Below are 20,173 nucleotides of genomic sequence, written 5' to 3'. Positions count from 1 at the left end.
GAACTTCGACACGCCCACATCTTATCTCGTTGCCTATCGATCGACCTCGAGGTGGATCCGCGTGAGGCAAAGGTGTTTGCGGTTGCGGCTGTGCGCAACGATGACCAGATTGACCTGAAGGTTGTGGGCCGACTGACCGAGCAAGTCCTGGACGCGCTTGAAGTGCAGCTTGGTCATGTCGATTATCCAATCGGGCATAACATTCTAAATCATGACCTCGAACATCTCGTGGCTCAACGGCCAGGGATTGAGCGGGCCATGAGGTCGCCGATCGACACCTTGTGGCTAAACCCGCTCGCCTTCCCTCGGAACCCGTATCACCATCTGGTGAAACATTACCACGATGGCCGTCTCGCCACAGGTCATGTGAACGATCCAGAGCTCGATGCGCGTCTGGTCTTCGAAGTGCTGGCGAACCAGATCGATGCGCTGGAAGGACTGGGCAGTCATGAACCTGATGCGTTGACGGCCTATCACTATCTGACCACGCGCATCGAGAATGCCGGGGGCTTTGATGCGGTCTTTCGCTACCTGCGGGTGAAGGCCTGCCCTGGCCTCGAAGAGGCGATGGCTGCCGTCCAGCGCATGTTGGCCGGGCGGGCCTGCGAGCGGCGCGTCGAGCAGACCCTCACCCGCCTGAGCAGTCCGCGGAACGGATGGCCCATGGCCTATGCCTTGTCATGGATCACGGTGGCCGGGGGCGACTCGGTGATGCCGCCCTGGGTGCGCGCCCAGTTCAGGGAGGCTTCGCTGATCGTTCGGCATCTGCGCGATACGTCCTGCAAGGATCCCGGCTGCGGCTGGTGCGCCAAGCAGAATGATCCGGTGCGGGCGCTGGAAAGGTGGTTCGGATTTCCCGCCTTCCGGCCGCAGCCTGTGGACCCGGAGGGGCGCCCCTTGCAGGAGCGCATCGTCGATGAGGCGATGTCGGGCAACAGCGTGCTTGGAATCCTGCCCACGGGCACCGGAAAATCGCTGTGCTATCAGGTTCCTGCTCTGTCGCGCTTCGACAAGATCGGTGCCCTGACGGTCGTGATTTCGCCGTTGGTCGCACTGATGGCGGATCAGGTTCAGGGGATGGAGCGCGCGGGGATTTCCTGCTCGGTCACGATCAATGGTATGCTTTCCATGCCGGAGCGGCAGAGCGCGCTGGACAAGGTCAGGCTGGGCGACGCCGGGATCCTGATCATCTCGCCGGAACAGCTCAGAAGCACCTCGATCCGGAATGTGCTGATACAGCGCGAGGTCGGGCTATGGGCAATCGACGAGGCGCATTGCGTCTCGAAATGGGGGCACGACTTCAGGCCTGACTATCGGTATCTCGGTCGCTTCATCAAGGAATTCTCCGCCGATCAGGATCCTGCGCCCGTCATCTGTCTGACAGCGACCGCCAAGCCCGAGGTAGTGGCGGATATCATCGACCACTTCCAGACAAGGGCCGGGATCACGCTTCTGCCCCTCGACGGCGGTGCGTCGCGAACCAACCTGGCATTTGATGTCCGACCGACCACGAAGAGCAGCAAGCTGTCGGATGTTCTCTCCGTCATCGAAGAGCTGCTGCCTGCAGATGGGCGATCTGGCGCTGTCGTCTATTGTGCATCCCGTGCGGAAACCCAACGCGTTGCCGAGTTTCTGAAATCCCAGGGCCTTGATGCCGCGCATTTCCACGCGGGCCTCAGCGCAGACGATAAGCAGACCATTCAGGAGCGCTTCCGCATCGGCGAGCTGCGCGTGATCGCAGCGACCAATGCCTTCGGCATGGGGATCGACAAGCCCGACATCAGGCTGGTTGTTCACGCCGATATTCCGGGCTCGCTGGAGAATTACCTGCAGGAGGCGGGCCGTGCTGGCCGGGACCGGCAGGATGCGCATTGCGTGTTGTTGTTCGCCGCCGATGATGTGGAGCGTCAGTTCCGTCTTTCAGCCAGTTCGCGCCTGGCCCGCCACGAGATCGGCGCCATCCTGAAGGCACTGAGGCGGATTGACGAGCGCACGAAGAAAACGGGCAAGATCGTTGCGACCTCGGGCGAGATCGTGCGGTCGGAGAGGGACCAGGAGTTCGAACGCGACAGCGCAACGGACGATACGCGCGTCAAGACTGCCGTTTCCTGGTTGGAAGAAGCGCACCTGCTGTCGCGGGAAGAGAACCGTGTTCAGGTCTTCCCGTCCTCGCTGATGGTGCGCACCGTCGATGAAGCGAAGGCACGTCTCGCGCAGGCCGATCTGACCGAAAGCGCGCGGAACCAGCTTCTGGCGATTGTTACGCATCTGTTCACGGCTGCGCCGGATGATGGAATTTCGACGGACGAGCTTTGTGGCGCGGCGGGGATTTCCCCGGGTGCTTTGCCGAAGGCGATGGCCACGCTGGAAAACCTCGGGATCGCGCGCAATGAGATTGCAATGACGGTTTTCATCCATGTGGGCGTTCCGCGTGCTTCGAGCCAACGCCTTTCGGAAGCCTGCGCGCTTGAGGCCGATCTGATCGCCCTCATGCAGGAGCTTGCCCCCGATCTGGATGACAAGACACCGGCGCCGCTCAATCTGGCCGAGACCTGCCAGTGTTTGCGGGACAAGGGGCATGCGGACGTCCGGCCTGACACGATCGGCAGGCTTTTGCGCGGCATTGCGCAGGACGGTCGCGGTCAGGACGGCGGGCGCGGCAATATTTCGTTGAAAATGGCCAGCCGCAACACGCTGATGGTCAAGCTGGAGCGGTCATGGACCTCGGTCCATCAAACCGCGAAGCTGCGCTGGTTGGCGGCAGAACTGCTTTTGGGCTACCTGACCGGGCGGCTGGAGAAAGGTGTCCGCGGAAAAGACCTTCAGGTCGAGACGACAGTGGGCGATCTGCTTGCACAGCTGACGCAGGATGCGTTCCTTCGGTCAAGCGGCGTGCGCGACATGACGAAGCTTCTGGAACGGGCATCGATGTGGTTGCACGAGCAAGGCGTCCTGACCCTGGGAAAAGGTCTGACCGTCTTCCGCTCGGCCATGACCGTCTATCTGGATCCGGCGGGCGGCCAGTTCACCCAGGCACACTTCGCCCCGCTGGAGGACCACTATACCGAGCAGACGCTTCAGACACATGTCATGGCGGCCTATGCAGAAACCGGGCTCAAGACCATGACGGATGCCGCCCGTCTGTCGGAGGATTACTTCCTGCTCAACAAAGAGCAGTTCATGAAGCGCTGGATGCCGGGCATGGGGCGCGAGGTCCGGCGCCAGACCACCAGTGCCTCCTGGAGCACAATCGTCGAGGCGCTGAGCAACAAGGTCCAGCAAGACATCGTGACCGACGACCGGGACCGGACCAATGTTCTCGCCCTTGCAGGTCCGGGCTCGGGCAAGACTAGGGTGCTGGTGCATCGGATCGCCTATCTGCTTCGGATGAAGCGCGAGGATCCGAGCGGCATTCTGGTTCTGGCCTATAACAGACATGCTGCGGCCGAGATCCGGGTGCGGCTTCGCGCGCTGGTCGGGGACGATGCCGTGGGCGTCACGATTTCCACCTGCCACGCCCTTGCGATGAAGCTGGTCGGAGCGAGTTTCATCGGTCAACGTGCCGATACCGAAGATTTTGACGATGTTGTCCTCGAAGCCGTCCGCCAGCTTGAGGGGGAAGGGCTTTCGAAATCCGAAGCGGAGGCGCAGCGCGAGACGCTGATCCAGGGCTATCGGTGGATCCTGGTCGACGAATACCAGGACATCGGCCCCGCGCAATACAAGCTGATCGCCGCAGTGGCTGGCCGAAAGCAGGAGGACACCGAGCTGAAGCTCAGCCTGTTCGCGGTCGGCGATGACGATCAGAACATCTATGCCTTCAACGGCGCCTCCATCGAGTTCATCCGCAAGTTCGAAGAGGACTACAAGGCGCGCCCGGTCTTTCTGGTCGAGAACTACCGCTCGACAGGAAACATCATCACTGCCGCCAATGCGGTGATCGCGGGCGCGAAGGACCGCATGAAGGCGGACCACGAGATCAGGATCAACGCGACCCGGCGCGCCAGTCCGGCGGGCGGCGTGCTGGAGCAGGCGGATACTGTGGCAAAGGGGCGGGTGCAGTTGCTTGATGTGCCCTTCGGGGATGCTGCCCAGGCCACCGCGGCCGTGGATGAGCTTATCCGCTTGTCACGGCTGGATCCGGATTGGTCCTGGTCCCGAACGGCGGTCATTTCCCGGGATTGGAGAAAGCTCGGCGCGGTGCGGTCCTATGCCGAGGCGCAGGGCGTGAAGGTAGAGATGGCCAATGAAGACCTGCCGAACATCTGGCGGCTGCGCGAGACGCAGGCGCTGGTAGCGGGCTTGCGCAAACGTCAGGGGGATCTGCTGGACATCGACGGCATCCTAGCCGTGCTCAACGAACAGACGGTCAACCGCTGGGTCGAACTTCTGGCGGAAGGCGTGGCGGAACTGGCGCGGGAACTGGGGGCGAAGACCATGCCGGTGCCGGACATCATCGAGTGGCTGGCCGAATGGTCCCGTGACACGCGTGGCGAACAGCGGGGGCTGCTTTTGCTGACGGCACACCGTGCGAAAGGGTTGGAATTCGACCATGTGGTCATTCTGAATGGGGGCTGGGACAAACTCTCGAAAGGCGAGGATCAGGATGCGCCGCGCCGACTGTTTTACGTGGCAATGACACGCGCCCAGAAAAGCCTTGCCGTTATGACCACGGGCGACCACGTCTTTCTGAAAAACGATTGTGCAAATGTGCTGCGGCGTCCGGTTCATGCCAATCCGTCGGATATGATGATGTCGCCGAATGTCTATCATCTCCCCAATCTGAAAAATGCTGACCTCTCCTTCGCAGGGCGGCAGGGCGATCAACACGAGATTCATGATGCTGTCCGGCGCTGCAAGGTGGGGGACAGTCTGACCCTTGAATTGCGGCAGGCGAACTGGATGCTGGTCGATCGGCGTGGATGCGTTATCGGCCGCATGTCCAGAACCTGGAATCACCCGCCTGGACATACATTTCTGGAAGGTCGGGTCGGTGCGGTCGTCAGGTGGCGAAAGTCTGATGGTGAAGAGAAATACGCTGGATATTGTCGCCGCGACACCTGGGAGACGGTGCTGCCCGAGATCGTGTTTGCGCCAAGGGGGTAGGTCACGTGCAACGCTCAGCGATAGGCGACGAGACCAAAGCCGGCGAATGTCTCTGGACATGGACAATGCCGCCTAACAGGATGAGCTTATGAAGCAATTTCCTGGCGATGCTGAATTCTCATGCGATCTGACACCATGATCCTCAAGGATCACCTAAGGCATGCAAGCTCCGACGAATTCCTGCTGACGGCATGGGGGCTATACCAGTTCTGGAAAGGACGAATAGATCTGGCTGGGCGAGCCGTGAGACTAAATCCGACAGCGGTGAAGCTGCGACGGGAAAGCCGATTCGTCATACCACCATGGGAGATTGTCGGCCTGCTGACGGTCTACCTGGAGGCCTACGACAACCTGACGGACAGCCGCCTGAAGCCGAAGCATCTCAATGTCAGCAACTGGGATACGATTGTCGGCCTCATCAATACATATCGTGACATTACCAACCGCCAGTCGATGGATGGTATCGATAAGGACACGAAATCGCTTCTCGAAATGATGCCTCGCATAATGCTTCAACAGTTCTCCTGGCAGACCGGCCACGATGCGCCACGCTTCATGATCCGGGGCACTTTCATCAACTATTGCCCGGAGGCACGAGCAGTATTCAAAAGCAGATACGGACTGGATGCCGAGACCTTTTTCACGGTCAGCATCGCTCTCGCCGAGCACTTTAGTAAAGTCCCCCACCTGACGAATCTTAATTTTCTTTCGTCCATTGGGATAACGGGAGCAGATGTAAAGAAATACCTCAAAATTGTAAGCCTCACCGTAAAGAACGCCTCCAAAGCGGCAAAATCAGACGGGGCCGCGACAGTGCGAGGCTTGGACTTCAGGGTGTCCAGGGTCTTCGACTATCCTATCTTTAGAATCGGCGATGATATACGGTTTGCCTACATCTGCCCCTTCCCCGAGCTGCTGATATACAGGGCGACATACTTTATATACTTCGACATTATGGGTGCTACAGATTCCTCGTATGCAAAGCCCGTCAGGAAAATGGCCCGTGACGCGAAGGGCGCCATGGATAAGCGTTTCGAGCTATACTGCTTGGAGCTGGCTCAGCGCAGTATTCCCGCTCCGATCTCGTCTAGAGGAGATTTTACCTACGGACAGGTGGGCTTCCAGAAGCACACGACCGACTTACTGGTCCATACCCACAACCGCGTCTCGATCGCTGCAGAATGCAAATCCAAGAAGATGAACATCAGCGTTCGACTTTCTCCCAGGCCGGTCCGTGACAACCTTGAGCAGCTGGATGATCTCGCAAAAGGCATTGTCCAGCTTTGGAAGTTTTACAGAGATTTGAATAGTGGGGCCGTCATCGGCGATGGCACTACCTGGACGGCTGCGGATGACTTTGTTGGCACACTCATCACCTTGGAGGAGTGGGCCGACCACAACCCGGTATTCACGGAGGAGTGCTTCCGGCGCGCTAATGAAATGAACGATGCGACGGTGGGATCTGATGATTTCGTGGATGAAGCGGACAGGGCTCCTGTTTGCATAATTTCAGCCACAGAGTATGAAAACATGCTTCACGAGATACGCCCGGAATGCCTTCCGGAGTATCTTTCCGGATTTTCCAAATATCAAAGAGCATTCGATGCCACGGGTTTCTCCCCGCTGCATCTGAAGAAAGGAAGTCCCGAAGGAAAACACCCATTGGCCGAAAAGCTCCACGAGTTTCTGCCCGTTGTCCCTGCACTCCATCAACATGGGCTGCTCCTTGGGCGCCAGACCTGAGGGGCAGAGAACTTATCACGCTATATTGCCGACCACCGTCAGGTAGGGCATAGTCCCAAAAAACAATAGCGCAGAACGGCGCGGCGAGGAGCGGGGCAAGCCGATGGATGCCAGGAAGCGGGCGGTCGCTCATACCAATGGTCAACACCTCTGCATTATCTCGGAAATCGAGGCCGGCAAGGAGATGGCACGAGCCTTTGGTGCGGCTGCGAGAAGCGATGACCCTTCCCTGGCACACACGTTCGGCCGCCGCCTGATCCGGAGCTGGTGGGCTGCCCTGTCGGAAGCCGCCGGGGCCAAGGCCGCGCTGCGGGCGGAGCTCCAAGCATTTCCGACCCAGGATCTTCCCGCATCTGCGGAGGCCCTTGCAGAGAGCTTAGGCAGGACGGTTGCGGCCCTCGATGCGGAGACGGCCGCGTATCATATCGGCCTCATCTACACGGGGATGCTTCCCAGACCGCACCGGGCTGAGCGCGGCATCTATTACACCCCGCCGGCCATCACGGAGCGGCTGATCGACCAGGCTACGGCCGCAGGTATCGACTGGGCGAGCGCCCGCGTTCTGGATCCGGCATGCGGCGGAGGGGCCTTTCTTGCTCCGGTGGCGAGGCGCATCCTCGATACTCTTACAGGGTGCGAGGCTCGGATCCTAGTCGAGAACGTCGCAACCCGTTTGCGCGGCTATGAGATCGACCCGTTTGCCGCGTGGCTCTCTCAAGTCGCCCTAGACGCGGTGATGCTACCGATCACCGAACGCGCCGGTAAGCGCCTGCCGGTGGTGGTCACAGTATGCGATAGCTTGACGAAGAACCCGCCGAAGGACCGCTTCGATCTGGTTATCGGCAATCCGCCCTATGGCCGGGTTAAGCTTGCGCCCGAACTTCGTGAGAAGTTCCGGCGCGGCCTCTTCGGGCATGCCAACCTTTATGGTGTCTTCACTGATCTTGCCTTGCGCCATGCGAAGGTGAACGGGGTCATCGCATATGTGACTCCGACCAGCTTCCTCTCGGGTGAATATTTCAAAGCTCTGCGTGGCCTGATCGGCCGTGAGGCTAAGCCTCGGTCATTTGATTTCGTGACCGCTCGGCGCGGCGTTTTCGACGACGTGCTCCAAGAGACCATACTTGCCGTTTATCAGCGGGGATACTGCGAGAGCATTTGGGTTTCAGAGATCACGCCCGTGCAGAAAGGCCAGATCGAAGTGGCCGCAGCAGGATCGGGGAAACTCCCAGCGGATCCGACCACGCCGTGGATTCTATCCAGAACAGCCAAGGAGGCTGACCTGGTGGCCGCAATGGCATCCATGCCGACGCGCCTGCGTGATTGGGGCTATCGGGTCAGCACGGGGCCTCTCGTTTGGAACCGCTATAAGACTCAGCTGGCCACAAGAGCAGCCAAGGGACGGCTTCCGCTTCTCTGGGCTGAAGCTGTCGGAAGCGATGGATCGTTTGCATGGCGTGCTGATCGCCGGGATCATACCAAATACTTCGAAATCACCGATAAGGATGCTTGGTTGGTCACGGACCGATCGTGCGTCCTTCTGCAAAGAACGACGGCGAAGGAGCAGGCTCGACGCCTGATCGCGGCTGCACTGCCTCAAGAATTCCTGGACGCGCATGGTGGCGTAGTTGTTGAAAACCACCTGAATATGCTCCGGTCAGTGTCCGGCGAGCCACCGGTGTCATCCTCGGTCCTCGCCGCTTTCATGAATAGCGGGGCGGCAGATCGGGCATTCCGCTGCATCAGCGGAAGCGTGGCTGTATCTGCGTCTGAACTTGAAGCCCTGCCCATTCCGGACGTTTCCGCCCTTGGGGAGCTTGCGAGGCTTGTCGCCGCGCATGCTCCTGGCCGGCTGATTGAAGTGGAATGCGAGAGATTGTATCAAGAAAGCTGATTGAATGTCTGACTTTCCGCCTTACGCGACTAAGGCGCTTGTAGCCGAGCGCCTCCCGATAATTTTTCCGAACGGGATAGAGAACCGAATCTATTGCACGCGAGACATGGCCGCCAGCACGGTCTTCGCGATGATCTATGTGGGGGCTGTCGAAGGGGCGAACCAGTATCTGGGGCCGGTCCATGTCTATCGGATGACCGACGAGCAAGCGGACCTGACAGCAGATGCGGAGCGGGAGGCCTATGCGAATGGTGTCGTCCGCGGCCAATATGTGGTCCCGGGCGCACGTTGGTATGCGGACAATAGCCGGGAGCCCATACGGGATGAGACGTTGCGAGAGGGCCTCGTCGCCGTCGGCGCGGTGCTGGCGCGCACTGACCTCCCCACCACCTCCGGGAAACCCCGATATGCCCTAAAGGGCTCCTTCGCGAAACTGTTCAATCCTGCGCTTGACGGCCAAGATCTTGAAGATGCCATCGCTGATTTCCAGAGGACTAGCCTCTCGCGCGGGGCTTTGGCGCGGGTCTCCATCATGTTATCCGGTGCCGCAGCGAACGGTAACGGTGTCCAGGTCACCTTCCCGAATAGCGGCGAAACGCGGCAGATGGCCCCCGGTCCGAGCTCTCTCATCTCGCGCGCTGTTGTCGAGGTCTTCGCACCTCGGTTCATGGCAGACCCCGTTGTGCTATGGCTGAGCGAGAGCGGCAACAAGGTGGTCGCAAGGGACGATAAGCTGGCGGCCCGCATCGGCCTGAAGATCGAGGCCGACAAGAACCTCCCGGATTTGATACTTGCGGACCTGGGTCCGGCGGAGCCAATCCTGCTCTTCGTCGAGGTCGTCGCCACCGATGGGGCGGTTACCGCGCGGCGAAAGAGCGCCATCCTCGAGATGACGGATGCTGCGCGCTTCGACAGGAAACACGTCAAATTCCTGACCGCCTATCAGGACAGAGGCACCGGCGGCTTCAAGAAGACGGTCCAATCTCTGGCATGGGGATCTTTGGCCTGGTTCGCCTCCGAACCGGATCATATCATCGTTCTTCATGACGTCCTCGCCGCGCCGCCTCTAGCGATGCCAGGCTGATTGCTGCCGGATCGCCTGGGTTAAAGGGACCACCCGAATAACCGCTTTGAGGCGTGGATCGCGAGCAGATCATGAACGATTCACGGCGCGAGCAGTGAGGATGGTCGTAAGCGGCAAGCGCGAGTTGATCGAGGCGTTCATCGACCAGAAGATGCAGTTGCTCGGCCCGGACGATGATGTGCGTGTGGCGTTCCGGACCTTTTGGGAGGAGGAGCGCACCAAGGCCTATGCGGGGCTGATCGAACAGGAGAACCTTGATCCCATAGCCTTCAAGACGCTGCATCGGGATATCCTGTTCAGTGGCAAGCAGCCGTTGGCGGATGAGGTGGGTGAAGGCGAGTTGAGGGTGGAATTATGTTCCTGGCAACAATTGCAGCATAGGCATTCCTAACAATTGTAAGGTTATAACCTATCAGCGGAAATCCTCTGGGCTTTGGAACTGGCCAGCCCAGAAGCCCACCTTTCCGTTTTCCGCAGCAAGGCCTTCGGCTTCATACTCATGTGAATATTTGAGATATGCTCGGGCCATTCCTGTCCTTACCATTTCACGACCGATATCCGTCTCTCCTACAAAACACGTTCCGACAGATCGGCCATAGCGGTCTTTTTCTATTTCGGCGCAACGGACTTCCTTGGTGCCGATGAGGCGGATCAAGGCTTCGGTTGCCTCAATGCCACAGGAAAAGCGCTCGCCACTCTGGCGGCTGCATTTTTGGGTTCTCTCCGGTGCGTCGATTCCGAATAGTCGCCAACGCCGTTCGCCGATTGCGATAGTGTCACCATCGATTACGCGTGGATGGCCCATTGTATCCGGCTCCGATGCCTGAGGGGGAGCGCCACCATCCAACGACGTTGGTTGATCGCTCGATCCGGGGGCCTTTGCACCCGCAACGCCAATGGGATCCAGAACGTCAGCATCCGCGCCACGGCGGAGGTCCTCTCTGACCTCGTCAAGAAGCTTCTCTCGATCGATATCCATCGAGAACTCGACACGGCGCGATGCCTCGCGGTTTTCCATCCCATCCTCATTTTCGACAAGGCGTGCGGAGGAATAGCCGGTAGCCGACAGGCGACCGCGCGCCCAATCCAGAGTGTCGGGGTCCGTTTCCAGACCGGAAAGACAAACCGTAAGGGCGTTCTGTGCGCGGCGTTGTGACAAGTTGAGGTTGTAGAGATAGGCGCGAGAAGCATCGTAGCCCGACGGCCCCTCGGATGAGGCGTGCCCCTCAATTTTAAGATCCGTGACATCCAGACCGGAGGATCTGAGAGTTCTGACCCAAGGCGCGCAAAAGTCCTTCAGGAAGCCGACATCCTTGATCTGGTCGCTGTTTACCTCGAACAGCACATTCTGTGGCAGGATGATCGTGCCGTCAGCGCGGATCGCGCCGCCGGCTTCCCGGATGCTTGCCCCAAGCTCCCGCTCGAGCATGTTGACCAGGTCTTCCTCTTCCCTTGCCGCATCCGCCAGCCTCTGGCTCGCGCCGTCAATCACTGCTTCTGGGCTCAAAAGATCATCAAGTGCAGCTCGAAGCCTGGTTTCCGGTGTAATCTCGATCACTTCGCTCAGCTTCAGGCGGGTGCCGGGCAGGAGTTCCACGGCGCCGGTCAGAAGCCGCTGCAGATCCTCCTCCCGCATGAAGCGAGAGTAGTTCGACGTATCCTCCAGAGCGGCTTGGTCCATCCGCCCCAGCCCTGCCTCGCGTAGCGCTCTCGCCAGTTCGAAGGTCCCATCCGTGAGGCCGTCCAGTATCTCAGCCTTCTGTGCGTCGGTCATTTCCCCGAGGCTGTCAGCCAGGTGCAGGCTGCGCTTCTCCGAATCGACCTGCCACCAGGTGAACAGGAGCAGCAGGATGAAGCTCAGCAAAATGAAGGCTTCAGCAACGGTCAATCCCATGACGGCGCCGCGCTTGTAATCGCGGCTCGAACCGGATGCCGGGCTACCTGTCCGCATAATGTATTCCTGCGCCACGCCCTTGGTGGTCCGGGTATTGGTTGTGCTTCGCTTTCATCTCAGTCAACGTTTCCACCAACCGCCGCCACCTTCGGCACGGCCAGAGGGGCTATCGGCAACTTCCGTGCCCGCTGCCGCAACTGGCTGGACCGGATTTGCGACCGGTTGGACTGCGGCCGGACCGGCTGGGAGAGCCACTTGAATGTTGGGCGTAGTATCCGCGGTCCGCTCGCTTTTGACGAAGGAGGGCGGTTGCAGGCCGCTATCCAGGGGGGTGGCGCGTATCTCATCGATCCTTTGCGCGAGCCGATCACCCGCCTCGCCGACCTTCGAGGCGGTTGCATCGAAACTGCGTTGAACTTTGCCGGCCCCATCCTGCAGCATGGCACCAGCACGCGTGGCGACATCAGAGAAGTTCTGGGCCCCGGTTTCCAAGCGCTGCCTGGCATTTTTCATCGCACGTGTCATCCCGTCGGTGCCCTCACCGATCTCCCGGGAGAATACCTCCGTCATCTGTGTTGTCGTGCTCTGCGTCCGTCCGACACTCACGACGATTTCCTGGGCACCTTGAGCAAGTGTGCCAGCGGATTCTCTGAGTGTCGTGACGCTGTTCCGCATGGTTTCGGCGGCCTCGGCACTTCGGGTCGAGGCCGATTTCGCCAAATCGGTGATTTCCGACATGGCGGCCTGCACACTGCGAATGGCCTGGTCACTGGATTCTCGTGCGGCGGCATTCACCGCGCCTAGCGCAGCTTCGGTCTGCAGGTGGATACTTTCCCTCAGGGCAGGGCCGAATTGCGCGGCCGACTGCAGGAGTTCCTGCTGCATATCCGCGAGCAGTTTGTCGAAAGCATCGCGCATCCTCCCCTCGCGTTCCGCCCCCTGCTGAAGGCTCTCAACAGAGAAGGCTTTCAGCTGGTCAAGGCTCACGCCAAGCTCGGCACGGAAACGGCGGGACGCCTCGTTCAACTCCACCCGTTCATAACGCTCCCGGCTTTCAACATCGATCTTGAACTGCATCATCAGGACACGCAGGAATACGCCGAAGATGGTCGAGGACAGCGCCACCCCGAAGCCGGCGATAATTTCGGGGATCATGTCTGCCCGCTGCGATGAGGGAGCTTCCACGACGAAATAGAGCGTTACCGCAAGTGAGGTCAGAGTGAACAGGAAGCCGAGATAATAGCAGTTGTCGCCTATGGTTTCGGCGTCCAGCCGGAGTTCGGTGGCCAGATAGGCATAGAGCGCGTAACAGAAGAGGACCACGCCAGCGAATATTGCCCCCGCGACCGGATGAACGGGCATAAATTTGAAGGCGATGTTTCCGCCTACCCCTACGAGAAAGGCCAGTGCCAACGGGATCGCCTCTACGGCCGGATGACCGGTTCGGCCATAAATACGCTTTGTGTTTCGCTGAGCCATCAGAGATCTCCCAGGCGGGTCACACGCGGAAGGTGCGCCCCCTGCACTTCGAAATAGCGAGTCCAGAAATCCTCGAGCACATCCGGATCCTTCACCCCCTCAGTCGGCCTCGGCACCTGGTAGATCCGTATTTCCGCGTCCACAAGCGTTGCGCCGATACGCTGAAAGGCTGGCGACTTCCGGAAGCTCTCCCAGTCACCACCGCGATAAAAGCTCAGGGCATCGCTGTGCTGTAGTAAATCGGTCACCATGACGATACGGCGCGGCACCTCCGAGGTGATGAACCCCGGGGTATCGGAGACCAAGGCCTGCAGGCTCTCCATGATCGGTGATCTCTTTGCGCCTGAGGAACGGACCATTAAGGTGAGCTTCTCTCTCAGCGGCTGAAGGAACTTTTGCTGATACCTCTCATCTATAATGCGGGCATTCTGGGTCAGATTGTTCGCGGAGGCAGCCGTTTGCGGTTTGCAGAGGGGATCTGTTGCTCCCCACAGGGTCGGATCGTCGCTGACTACACCAAGAGTGAACTGGGTGCCCTGCGGGGCGTCATCGATTTCCTTTTCCAGCCAAGTCATCAGTTGCGCGTGCTGTGCAGGCGAGAGCGGATCCGTCAGATCAAGCAGGATCACGGTTTCCCCGACGGGTCCGGTCGCGGCCGGGCAAAGCGTGTTTTCATCGACAGCTCTCACCTTACTTTCCTGATTAGACCACCAGAAGGCGAAGCCGAGAAACCCGAGTGCAACGATGGCTCCCGTGACGTATAGCCAACCTGTGCTGCTTCCTTGGTTCCTACGCGACTTACGCCTGCCGTTGCCACGACTGGTGATCCTGCTTCGGCTCTTGCCAGTGCTCCTGCCAGCCATCAGTTCAGGCCCACAGCGCCATCGGGAAGGGCCGGACTTTTCGGTGTTCCGGGAGCCCCTGCCTGAACTTCCTCCGGAAGTTTAAAGGCCACGATTGCACCGTTGTAGGCTTCGAAGATTTCCTTGACAGCCTTTCCAACGACCTCGCTGACCGCCTTCGCTTCGGTCTCCGCCTCCTTGCGTCGAAGATCGTCGGCCGGGAAGGAGGTCTCGAATGCAGGATAGCTGTGCATCGTGCTGAAGCTCACCGGGGTGGGCTGGCCTCGGGCCGCCTTGTTAGCGTCCCGATATATCGCCAGGAGGTAGTTGGCCTTTTCGTCGCACTGTCCGAGGAATGCGTGCAGATGGGAATTCAGGGTAGTGCGCCCATAGAGCGCATCGATCGCATGAGATATGCCTTCGCGGACGGAAACATCCGCATCACGAAGCTCTTCAAGGGCATCCTTGCGCATGTCCTCCAATTCCCCGATTGCCTCCTCGAGGTCATGACCATGGCTTGCGCGGGCGCTCTGAAGGTCGCGCTCAATCTTGCTGTATCCAGGGAACGGATCGAAAGCATACCAGCCCTTCAGAAAGGCGAAGAGCGAGATCAGGCTGCCGATTGCCAGCAAGAACCAACTATCCATGCTCGTCAGGCCGAACGGGTTTTCTCGCATAGCCGGCACCGCCAGCATGAGAGCCCTTGACCATTCCGTCTCCGCGTCAATCAGGTCGCGAAAATGCGCCACGGTGAGGTTAAGCGACAGCATGAAGGCGAGCCAGGAGCAGATACTGATCAGCCCCGCAGCCCTTCGGAGAAACGCGCTGTGATTGAGTCCGCAGGCCCAGACGCCAAGTAGTGTGCTTGTGATCACATTGACCGCGGAGAAGACAACCGCCGTAAGCAGGCCACCCAGAAGACCCTGCTCGTTGCCGCGCGAGAACATGAAAGAATTAAGGCTGGATTCAACGACGATGAAGATGATCGTCAGCCCGACAAAATTCCCCCAACCTTCGAAATGCTTCGCCGGTCTGTGAAGATCATGTTTCTCGCGAAAATACTTGCGGTGCTGGAACGTCTCGTGAAGGCGCTCGGTGGACGCGGTCATGATCGCCTTCCTGGCACGAACAGCGGTCAGATAATTGCTGCTCGCGTTCTCCGCCGCGACGAAGACCTCTTGGCGCATAGTGCCGGCGCGCGTGAGCCGCTCGTTGTATACCTGCCGATGGGCCTCGTAGTTTTCGAGCCCCTTGGTGCGAAGAGAACCGATGCGTCCGATGACGGCAAGTTCAACTGAGTCGAGCGTCGTCTCTTCCGGCTTGGGATCGTTGTTACCTCCACGCTGCTTTCCGATAGCATCGAGATCCAGATCCCTTCTCAGCTTTTCCGCATCGATTTCCGGAAAGACCGATAGAGAGGGCAGCAGATCATCTGATCTGAGCATGGATTTCAACTTCTCGAGCATTGGCGGGTGTCACCTTCGGTAACGGATCAATATTACTTGATCATTACGAGGGAGGCGCTGCCCTTGCAGCAGAAAACTGGCGCGGATCTGAAATTTGTTAAAAGATAATGAAGCGCGAAGTTACCCGTGCTGAGGACGCTATCGCATCAGCGTGCGGCGCGCAGTTCCTCTTCACCGGTCATGTATGGGATCACGCAGCACATCCGACTGGAGACGGATGTGTCAGTTGGCGTTCAGCCCATGGGCCCGCACACCCAGCTTGTCTTTCCAGAACGCCTCCCGCGCAACGATGTCATCTCGCGACATGTCCGGCGAGGCCACCTCAAGGATCGACACGGTATAGTTCTGATGCCTGCGTTCCCGCAGAAGCACGTTCCCGCCATGGCCGTTGGCCGCATATCCGCGCCAGCGGCCCATGAAACCGTCCTGCCCCGCGGCCGATCCGACATATTGCTCGCCACCATCCGCCACCAAGAGATAGACCCCGCGGACGGACCCTAGCGCGGCCTGCCATGCCAGCGGAGCCAGGCGCAACTCGCTCACCCGGGCAACGAAGGCGGAAAAGCCGGGGAACGGCGGCTCGCGCGGATCGATCCGGAGCTCGACGATTTCCTTCTCTGCTCGGTTTCCCCACTGGGACCAGGCGCGGGTTGAGGCCGGCGGTCCCCATCGCAGCAGGATCCGCTCTACGAAGTCGGCGCCCTGCGGCAACCATTCCAGGTCAAACGCGTCGACGTCCTGTCTTCCCTGTTCGGTCTCGAGGATGAGCGCATCCTGAATCAGTGGCAGGCGCTCGCCGGTCCAGTCCCATTGTGCCAGGATGCGCGTGGTGCCGATGAACAGCGCGGAGGCATCACCATTCGCGAGTGTCGGCCCCGCCACAAAGTGGCAGGCCAGCCGGACGCCCTGATATGGCGAAGGGTTCCGGCGCTGAAAGCTCGCGAAGCAGCCGAATGCATGTGGCCCGCCTCGGCGCCAAGCCGCAAGGCCGCGGGTGTCATGACGTAGCAGTCGCAGCGCGGCCGGATCCAGGCCAATACGCTGGACGAACTCGTGGAAATGGAACAATGGCGCCTCATGTTTTGTGCTATCTCATCGGTCAAGTATCGGCGAGGTGCCGGCCCCTCGGCTGCTCTGCTTCCACCACGCGAACCAAAGGACCACGAAATCACCATCTTGGGAAGATGATCATGATCTGAAGAGCAGCCCGACGCCCAACAATACCGAGGCCGTTCCGAACGCAGCAAGGGCCAGTCACGGTCTGAAAGTTTCTGCGATCGCTCTTGGCGTTCGCAGCATCCAGAATTACGCGATGATCGTCCGCATGACCGTCTGCTTGGGTTCTCGACAGGTTCCAGATTGTTATCAATAAAGTATTTCGAATTATGCCGAACTTTGCATGCTTCCATTGAAGTTATCCACATTTTCAGCCTTGTGGGGCGAGGTATCCGGTAGGGACTTTCGCCGAACTGTTATATATTCCCGGAAAGTCAAACATGCCGCCAGGGTAAAGCCATGAAAATAAAAACGTCCATCGCCGCGATTTTCGGCGTGATTGTCTATACCGGCACAAATCAGACAAGCGCTCAAGAAATGTCGGATGGCATCTTTCAGGTTGCAAACGGAGAAAGCCAGAAGATCGACAGGTTTGGGGTTTGCAGGATTGTCAAAAACAATGGCGAAAACCCGATCATGATCCCCGCCGGCAGCAGAGAACAGTGGGCCGACGGGGCTGGTTCATTTATTGGAAATATATCGCAAATGGCCGGTATCAGCGCCATCGCCTGTGCCAATTGGTGGGAGGGCCGAACCGGTGGCACGGCTGAATTTTCCCTCGCTCATATGACCACGTTCAGGTGGAGGGATGGAACTTACCACACGACGTTCCTTAATCCAAATTCTCCTGGCTATGTCGGGTTCCTGGGGCATGAAAAGAATCCGGCCGCCAACATGGCCGTAACACAATACTATAACGCCGACACCGGAGAGTGTGCGCCAGCAAAATCCTACCTCGGAACCGGGCTGATCGTGAATGCCCGTATGAGCCAGGAAATGCTGTCGCATGCTATTGTGCAGCTCTGTGACAGTGACGGGATAGCCAGCCCTCCGCTCATTAACATGGAGACCATCGTCAGCATTGGGCAAGGAGCGGGTGGGCTTGCTTGGCAGGCCGCGTGGAATGCTGGCGGGATTGGGAAATTTCCATTCGAGAGCTTCGATGTGAGGCCGTAACGTCTTAGCCTGTCACAGGGGGATACTGCGGGCACTTCGTGAATCCATCGCGCCGTGAAATCATACAGATCGGGCACCAAGTAGTGGCGGGTGCCAATGCCCCGCCAATCGTCTCGCCTCGTTGAGTTTTGACGAACAGAGCAGCATCCGTCTTTTGAAAAGCTCAAGTCGTCAACTTGGCTATGCGCTCGAATTGGGCATGAATCTCCTTGTGTCGCTGCACTAGGAACCGGGAAACTCGGGCATTGCGCAAAAGGGCCGCGATGTAGCCGGTCCCCAGAACCAGTTTGAGGTTTTCCGTTCCATAGGATCCTTCGATTTCCTTGATCCGATCCTGCAGACCGGTCATTTCGGACTGCATCTGCTCGACCTGCTCAGGTGTCAGTTTCGGGGATCTGGTGTTCTTTACCGGGATGCGATCCGCAGGTAATGATGTTTCCAGCATCATCGTCACGAAGCGGTTGCCATAGGTGTTCATGGAAACCATCAGAGACGCGACCTGCAACTGGCGGGCTGGCTTCATCTGACGAAGCAGGCGTATGCTGGAAACCGGGCAGCGCTTGTCTTTCAGAAGTTCCGCAACCTCCGGCGAAATACCGTCCAGCAGCCGGATTTTCGTGCGCAGCGTGCTGATGTCCACCCGCAAGACCTCGGCGATGCGCTTTTCGGGCATGCCATGTTCAACCAGCTTCAGGATCATCTTGTGCTCCTGGATGGTGGCCAGCTTACACAAGCGCTTGTTATAGGTGAATGCCTCATCATCCGTTGCGACAAGACAGATGACCGAGGTTTTGCCAAGCGATTTCAAAACTTCGATCCGGGCATGTCCATCCAGGAGAAGGAATTGGCCGCTTTCATCCTTGCACCGTGCCACCACCGGCGGCTCTACAAGCCCCTCGCTCTCAACGGTGGAGGCAATTTGATCAAACTTGCGCGACAACCGCACCGAAGATGGCAGCTGCTTCAGCGCGATGATCCGGTCGAACGCTATTTCCGCCAGCTCGTCTTCAAAAGCGGCGGGGATAATGGCTGTCGGTTTCTCGGTCATTGCCGACGCTCCACGATAAGGTCGGCGATCGGGGCTGGCATGGTCTCCAGCCCTTCGGCACGCAGCAAGGTGAAGAAATCCTCGTCCTTGAGCAGGGCATCCAGCGCCGCGACCAGGAAGGAAAGGTCGCGGGAGGTGCGCTCCGCTTTCCGAACAATGTCCCTATGGCGAGTGATTTCGTTATTGATCGTATTGACCAGCATCTTGGGTGAGATATCCACCGTGGTTTTCTTACGGGGATCCGGATGGTTTCCCTTGCCACGCAACCGACGTTGTTCGACCAAGCGGCGGGCGGCCAGCAACTGGTTGCCCTTTATCTGCCCGCTTTCATAGGCGGCTGCCAGCGCCAACTGGAGGGCCGCACCTTCGGCCCGGGATATGATAATCGCGATGTTGAGGGGAATTTTCCCCGCCTCGACCGAGATCAGCAGCCGCGCCTCACCAGCCTCGAGAAGCTGGCAAACCTGCTTTACGTAGCCATGGGTCAGGCCGGTCTTGTCCGCGATCATCTCGCAGGAATACCCGCGTTTCCGCATCGCGCCGATGTCGTGGAGCAGCTCCATAGGCCGATGCTGGCGTCGCGCCACATTCTCGATAATGCTGTGAAAAAGCCGCTCCTCTACCGTGTAATCGCGAATGACGGCCGGGATGGTTTTCTGCCCGAGCGCCATGAACGCCTCCAGTCTGCCCTGTCCGCAGACGAGTTGATAGGGTTCGCCGTCTGTGCCTCCCGACACGGTGATGGGACGCTTGAGACCCACCTTTGCGATGCTGTCCACCAGTTCTTTGAACGCTATGCAATTGCGTTCTCGCGGGTTGCCCACCACGATCCGATCCACCGGGATGCGCTGGATGGGCGCAGGACCGTGTGGGGCTACCATGGTTCCAACTCCGCGATCCGGCTGCGCCTGGAAAGCGAGATGAAGCTTTCAAGGCTGTCATGGCGATAGGTGTCGAGCATGAATCCGTTCTCCTCGGACAGGCCAAGCCGATGGCTGATCATTTCGGTTCGGGGCAGGAAGTAGTAGTCGAGTGCTGCGTTGTTCTCCCGGTTCATCCGGATGGCGATGGTGATGTCGGGGCTGAGGCTAGCGTCGAACCTCAGCTGCCACCGCCGCATTCCGGATCCGGTTTCTCGGCAGCGCGAGATGATCAGCGAGGTGGTGAATTCCCCGTTGATCGTCAGAAGGTCGGTCATGGGATCGCGGGTTACCTCACAGCCCTGGGCCTGAAGTGTGGCGATGGTCTCGGACACGGTCTGCCGGTGCAGCATGCGCAGGGCGCGGTTCACTTCGATGTATCGGTAGTCGCGGTCGGGCGTGAAGCCGATCAGCTCATAGGCCCGCACAAGGCTGCCAAAGCGAGACTGATAGGCGCCGGCGGAA

The 20,173-nt window shown here is 59.1% G+C and carries 14 protein-coding genes; 6 read left to right on the top strand and 8 right to left on the bottom strand.

Translation table 11 applies throughout. The annotated features are described in order from the left end of the window. Positions 1 to 72 precede the first annotated feature (72 nt). The 5 genes from DRF71_RS04615 (at position 73) to DRF71_RS04595 (ending at position 10,218) form a co-directional block, all read left to right on the top strand. Entirely contained in the window at positions 73 to 5,106 is a 5,034-nt protein-coding gene (locus tag DRF71_RS04615; protein WP_408634518.1) for a RecQ family ATP-dependent DNA helicase, read from the top strand. A 135-nt stretch (positions 5,107 to 5,241) separates the two neighbouring features. Then, on the top strand, positions 5,242 to 6,849 hold the full coding sequence (locus DRF71_RS04610; protein WP_112309337.1) for a hypothetical protein: 1,608 nt from the start codon (positions 5,242 to 5,244) through the stop codon (positions 6,847 to 6,849). A gap of 103 nt (positions 6,850 to 6,952) precedes the next feature. Continuing rightward, positions 6,953 to 8,743: an HsdM family class I SAM-dependent methyltransferase gene (locus DRF71_RS04605; protein ID WP_112309336.1), complete on the top strand. Its 1,791-nt coding sequence runs from the start codon at positions 6,953 to 6,955 to the stop codon at positions 8,741 to 8,743. A gap of 4 nt (positions 8,744 to 8,747) precedes the next feature. Next, positions 8,748 to 9,827, top strand: coding sequence for a BsuBI/PstI family type II restriction endonuclease (locus DRF71_RS04600; protein WP_112309335.1), 1,080 nt, complete (start codon positions 8,748 to 8,750; stop codon positions 9,825 to 9,827). A gap of 100 nt (positions 9,828 to 9,927) precedes the next feature. Next, on the top strand, positions 9,928 to 10,218 hold the full coding sequence (locus tag DRF71_RS04595) for a type I restriction endonuclease subunit R, EcoR124 family (RefSeq protein ID WP_232831301.1): 291 nt from the start codon (positions 9,928 to 9,930) through the stop codon (positions 10,216 to 10,218). Between the two features lie 21 nt (positions 10,219 to 10,239). On the opposite strand, the gene DRF71_RS04590 is transcribed toward DRF71_RS04595, so the two are convergent. The 5 genes from DRF71_RS04590 to DRF71_RS04570 all read right to left on the bottom strand — a co-directional run bounded on the left by DRF71_RS04590 (position 10,240) and on the right by DRF71_RS04570 (position 16,576). Next, a complete protein-coding gene (locus DRF71_RS04590; protein ID WP_157970924.1) occupies positions 10,240 to 11,778 on the bottom strand; it encodes a thermonuclease family protein in 1,539 nt (512 codons plus the stop codon). A 63-nt stretch (positions 11,779 to 11,841) separates the two neighbouring features. After that, positions 11,842 to 13,200, bottom strand: coding sequence for a methyl-accepting chemotaxis protein (locus DRF71_RS04585; protein WP_112309333.1), 1,359 nt, complete (start codon positions 13,198 to 13,200; stop codon positions 11,842 to 11,844). Then, entirely contained in the window at positions 13,200 to 13,889 is a 690-nt protein-coding gene (locus DRF71_RS04580) for a hypothetical protein (RefSeq protein ID WP_157970923.1), read from the bottom strand. The genes DRF71_RS04585 and DRF71_RS04580 overlap by 1 nt, the downstream gene beginning before the upstream one ends. 173 nt (positions 13,890 to 14,062) lie before the next feature. Beyond that, a complete protein-coding gene (locus DRF71_RS04575) occupies positions 14,063 to 15,508 on the bottom strand; it encodes a hypothetical protein (protein WP_112309331.1) in 1,446 nt (481 codons plus the stop codon). Between the two features lie 222 nt (positions 15,509 to 15,730). Then, entirely contained in the window at positions 15,731 to 16,576 is an 846-nt protein-coding gene (locus DRF71_RS04570; protein ID WP_112309330.1) for a GIY-YIG nuclease family protein, read from the bottom strand. Positions 16,577 to 17,023: 447 nt separating this feature from the next. Here DRF71_RS04570 and DRF71_RS04565 point away from each other — a divergent pair, with 447 nt between their 5' ends. Then, complete coding sequence (locus tag DRF71_RS04565) at positions 17,024 to 17,740, top strand: hypothetical protein (protein WP_112309329.1); 717 nt, start codon at positions 17,024 to 17,026, stop codon at positions 17,738 to 17,740. 163 nt (positions 17,741 to 17,903) lie between these two features. Here DRF71_RS04565 and DRF71_RS04560 read toward each other — a convergent pair whose 3' ends face one another. The 3 genes from DRF71_RS04560 to DRF71_RS27885 all read right to left on the bottom strand — a co-directional run. Further along, complete coding sequence (locus tag DRF71_RS04560) at positions 17,904 to 18,788, bottom strand: plasmid partitioning protein RepB C-terminal domain-containing protein (protein ID WP_112309328.1); 885 nt, start codon at positions 18,786 to 18,788, stop codon at positions 17,904 to 17,906. Beyond that, complete coding sequence (locus DRF71_RS04555; RefSeq protein WP_112309327.1) at positions 18,785 to 19,669, bottom strand: plasmid partitioning protein RepB C-terminal domain-containing protein; 885 nt, start codon at positions 19,667 to 19,669, stop codon at positions 18,785 to 18,787. The genes DRF71_RS04560 and DRF71_RS04555 overlap by 4 nt, the downstream gene beginning before the upstream one ends. After that, the coding region (locus DRF71_RS27885; RefSeq protein ID WP_112309326.1) for a recombinase at positions 19,663 to 20,173 on the bottom strand (511 nt) is incomplete at its 5' end. The genes DRF71_RS27885 and DRF71_RS04555, both read right to left, overlap by 7 nt.

It is taken from the genome of Pseudogemmobacter bohemicus, from assembly GCF_003290025.1.
Classification (GTDB): domain Bacteria; phylum Pseudomonadota; class Alphaproteobacteria; order Rhodobacterales; family Rhodobacteraceae; genus Pseudogemmobacter; species Pseudogemmobacter bohemicus.
Note: the sequence above shows the minus strand (reverse complement) of the source record. Positions and strands in the feature narration are given on the sequence as shown.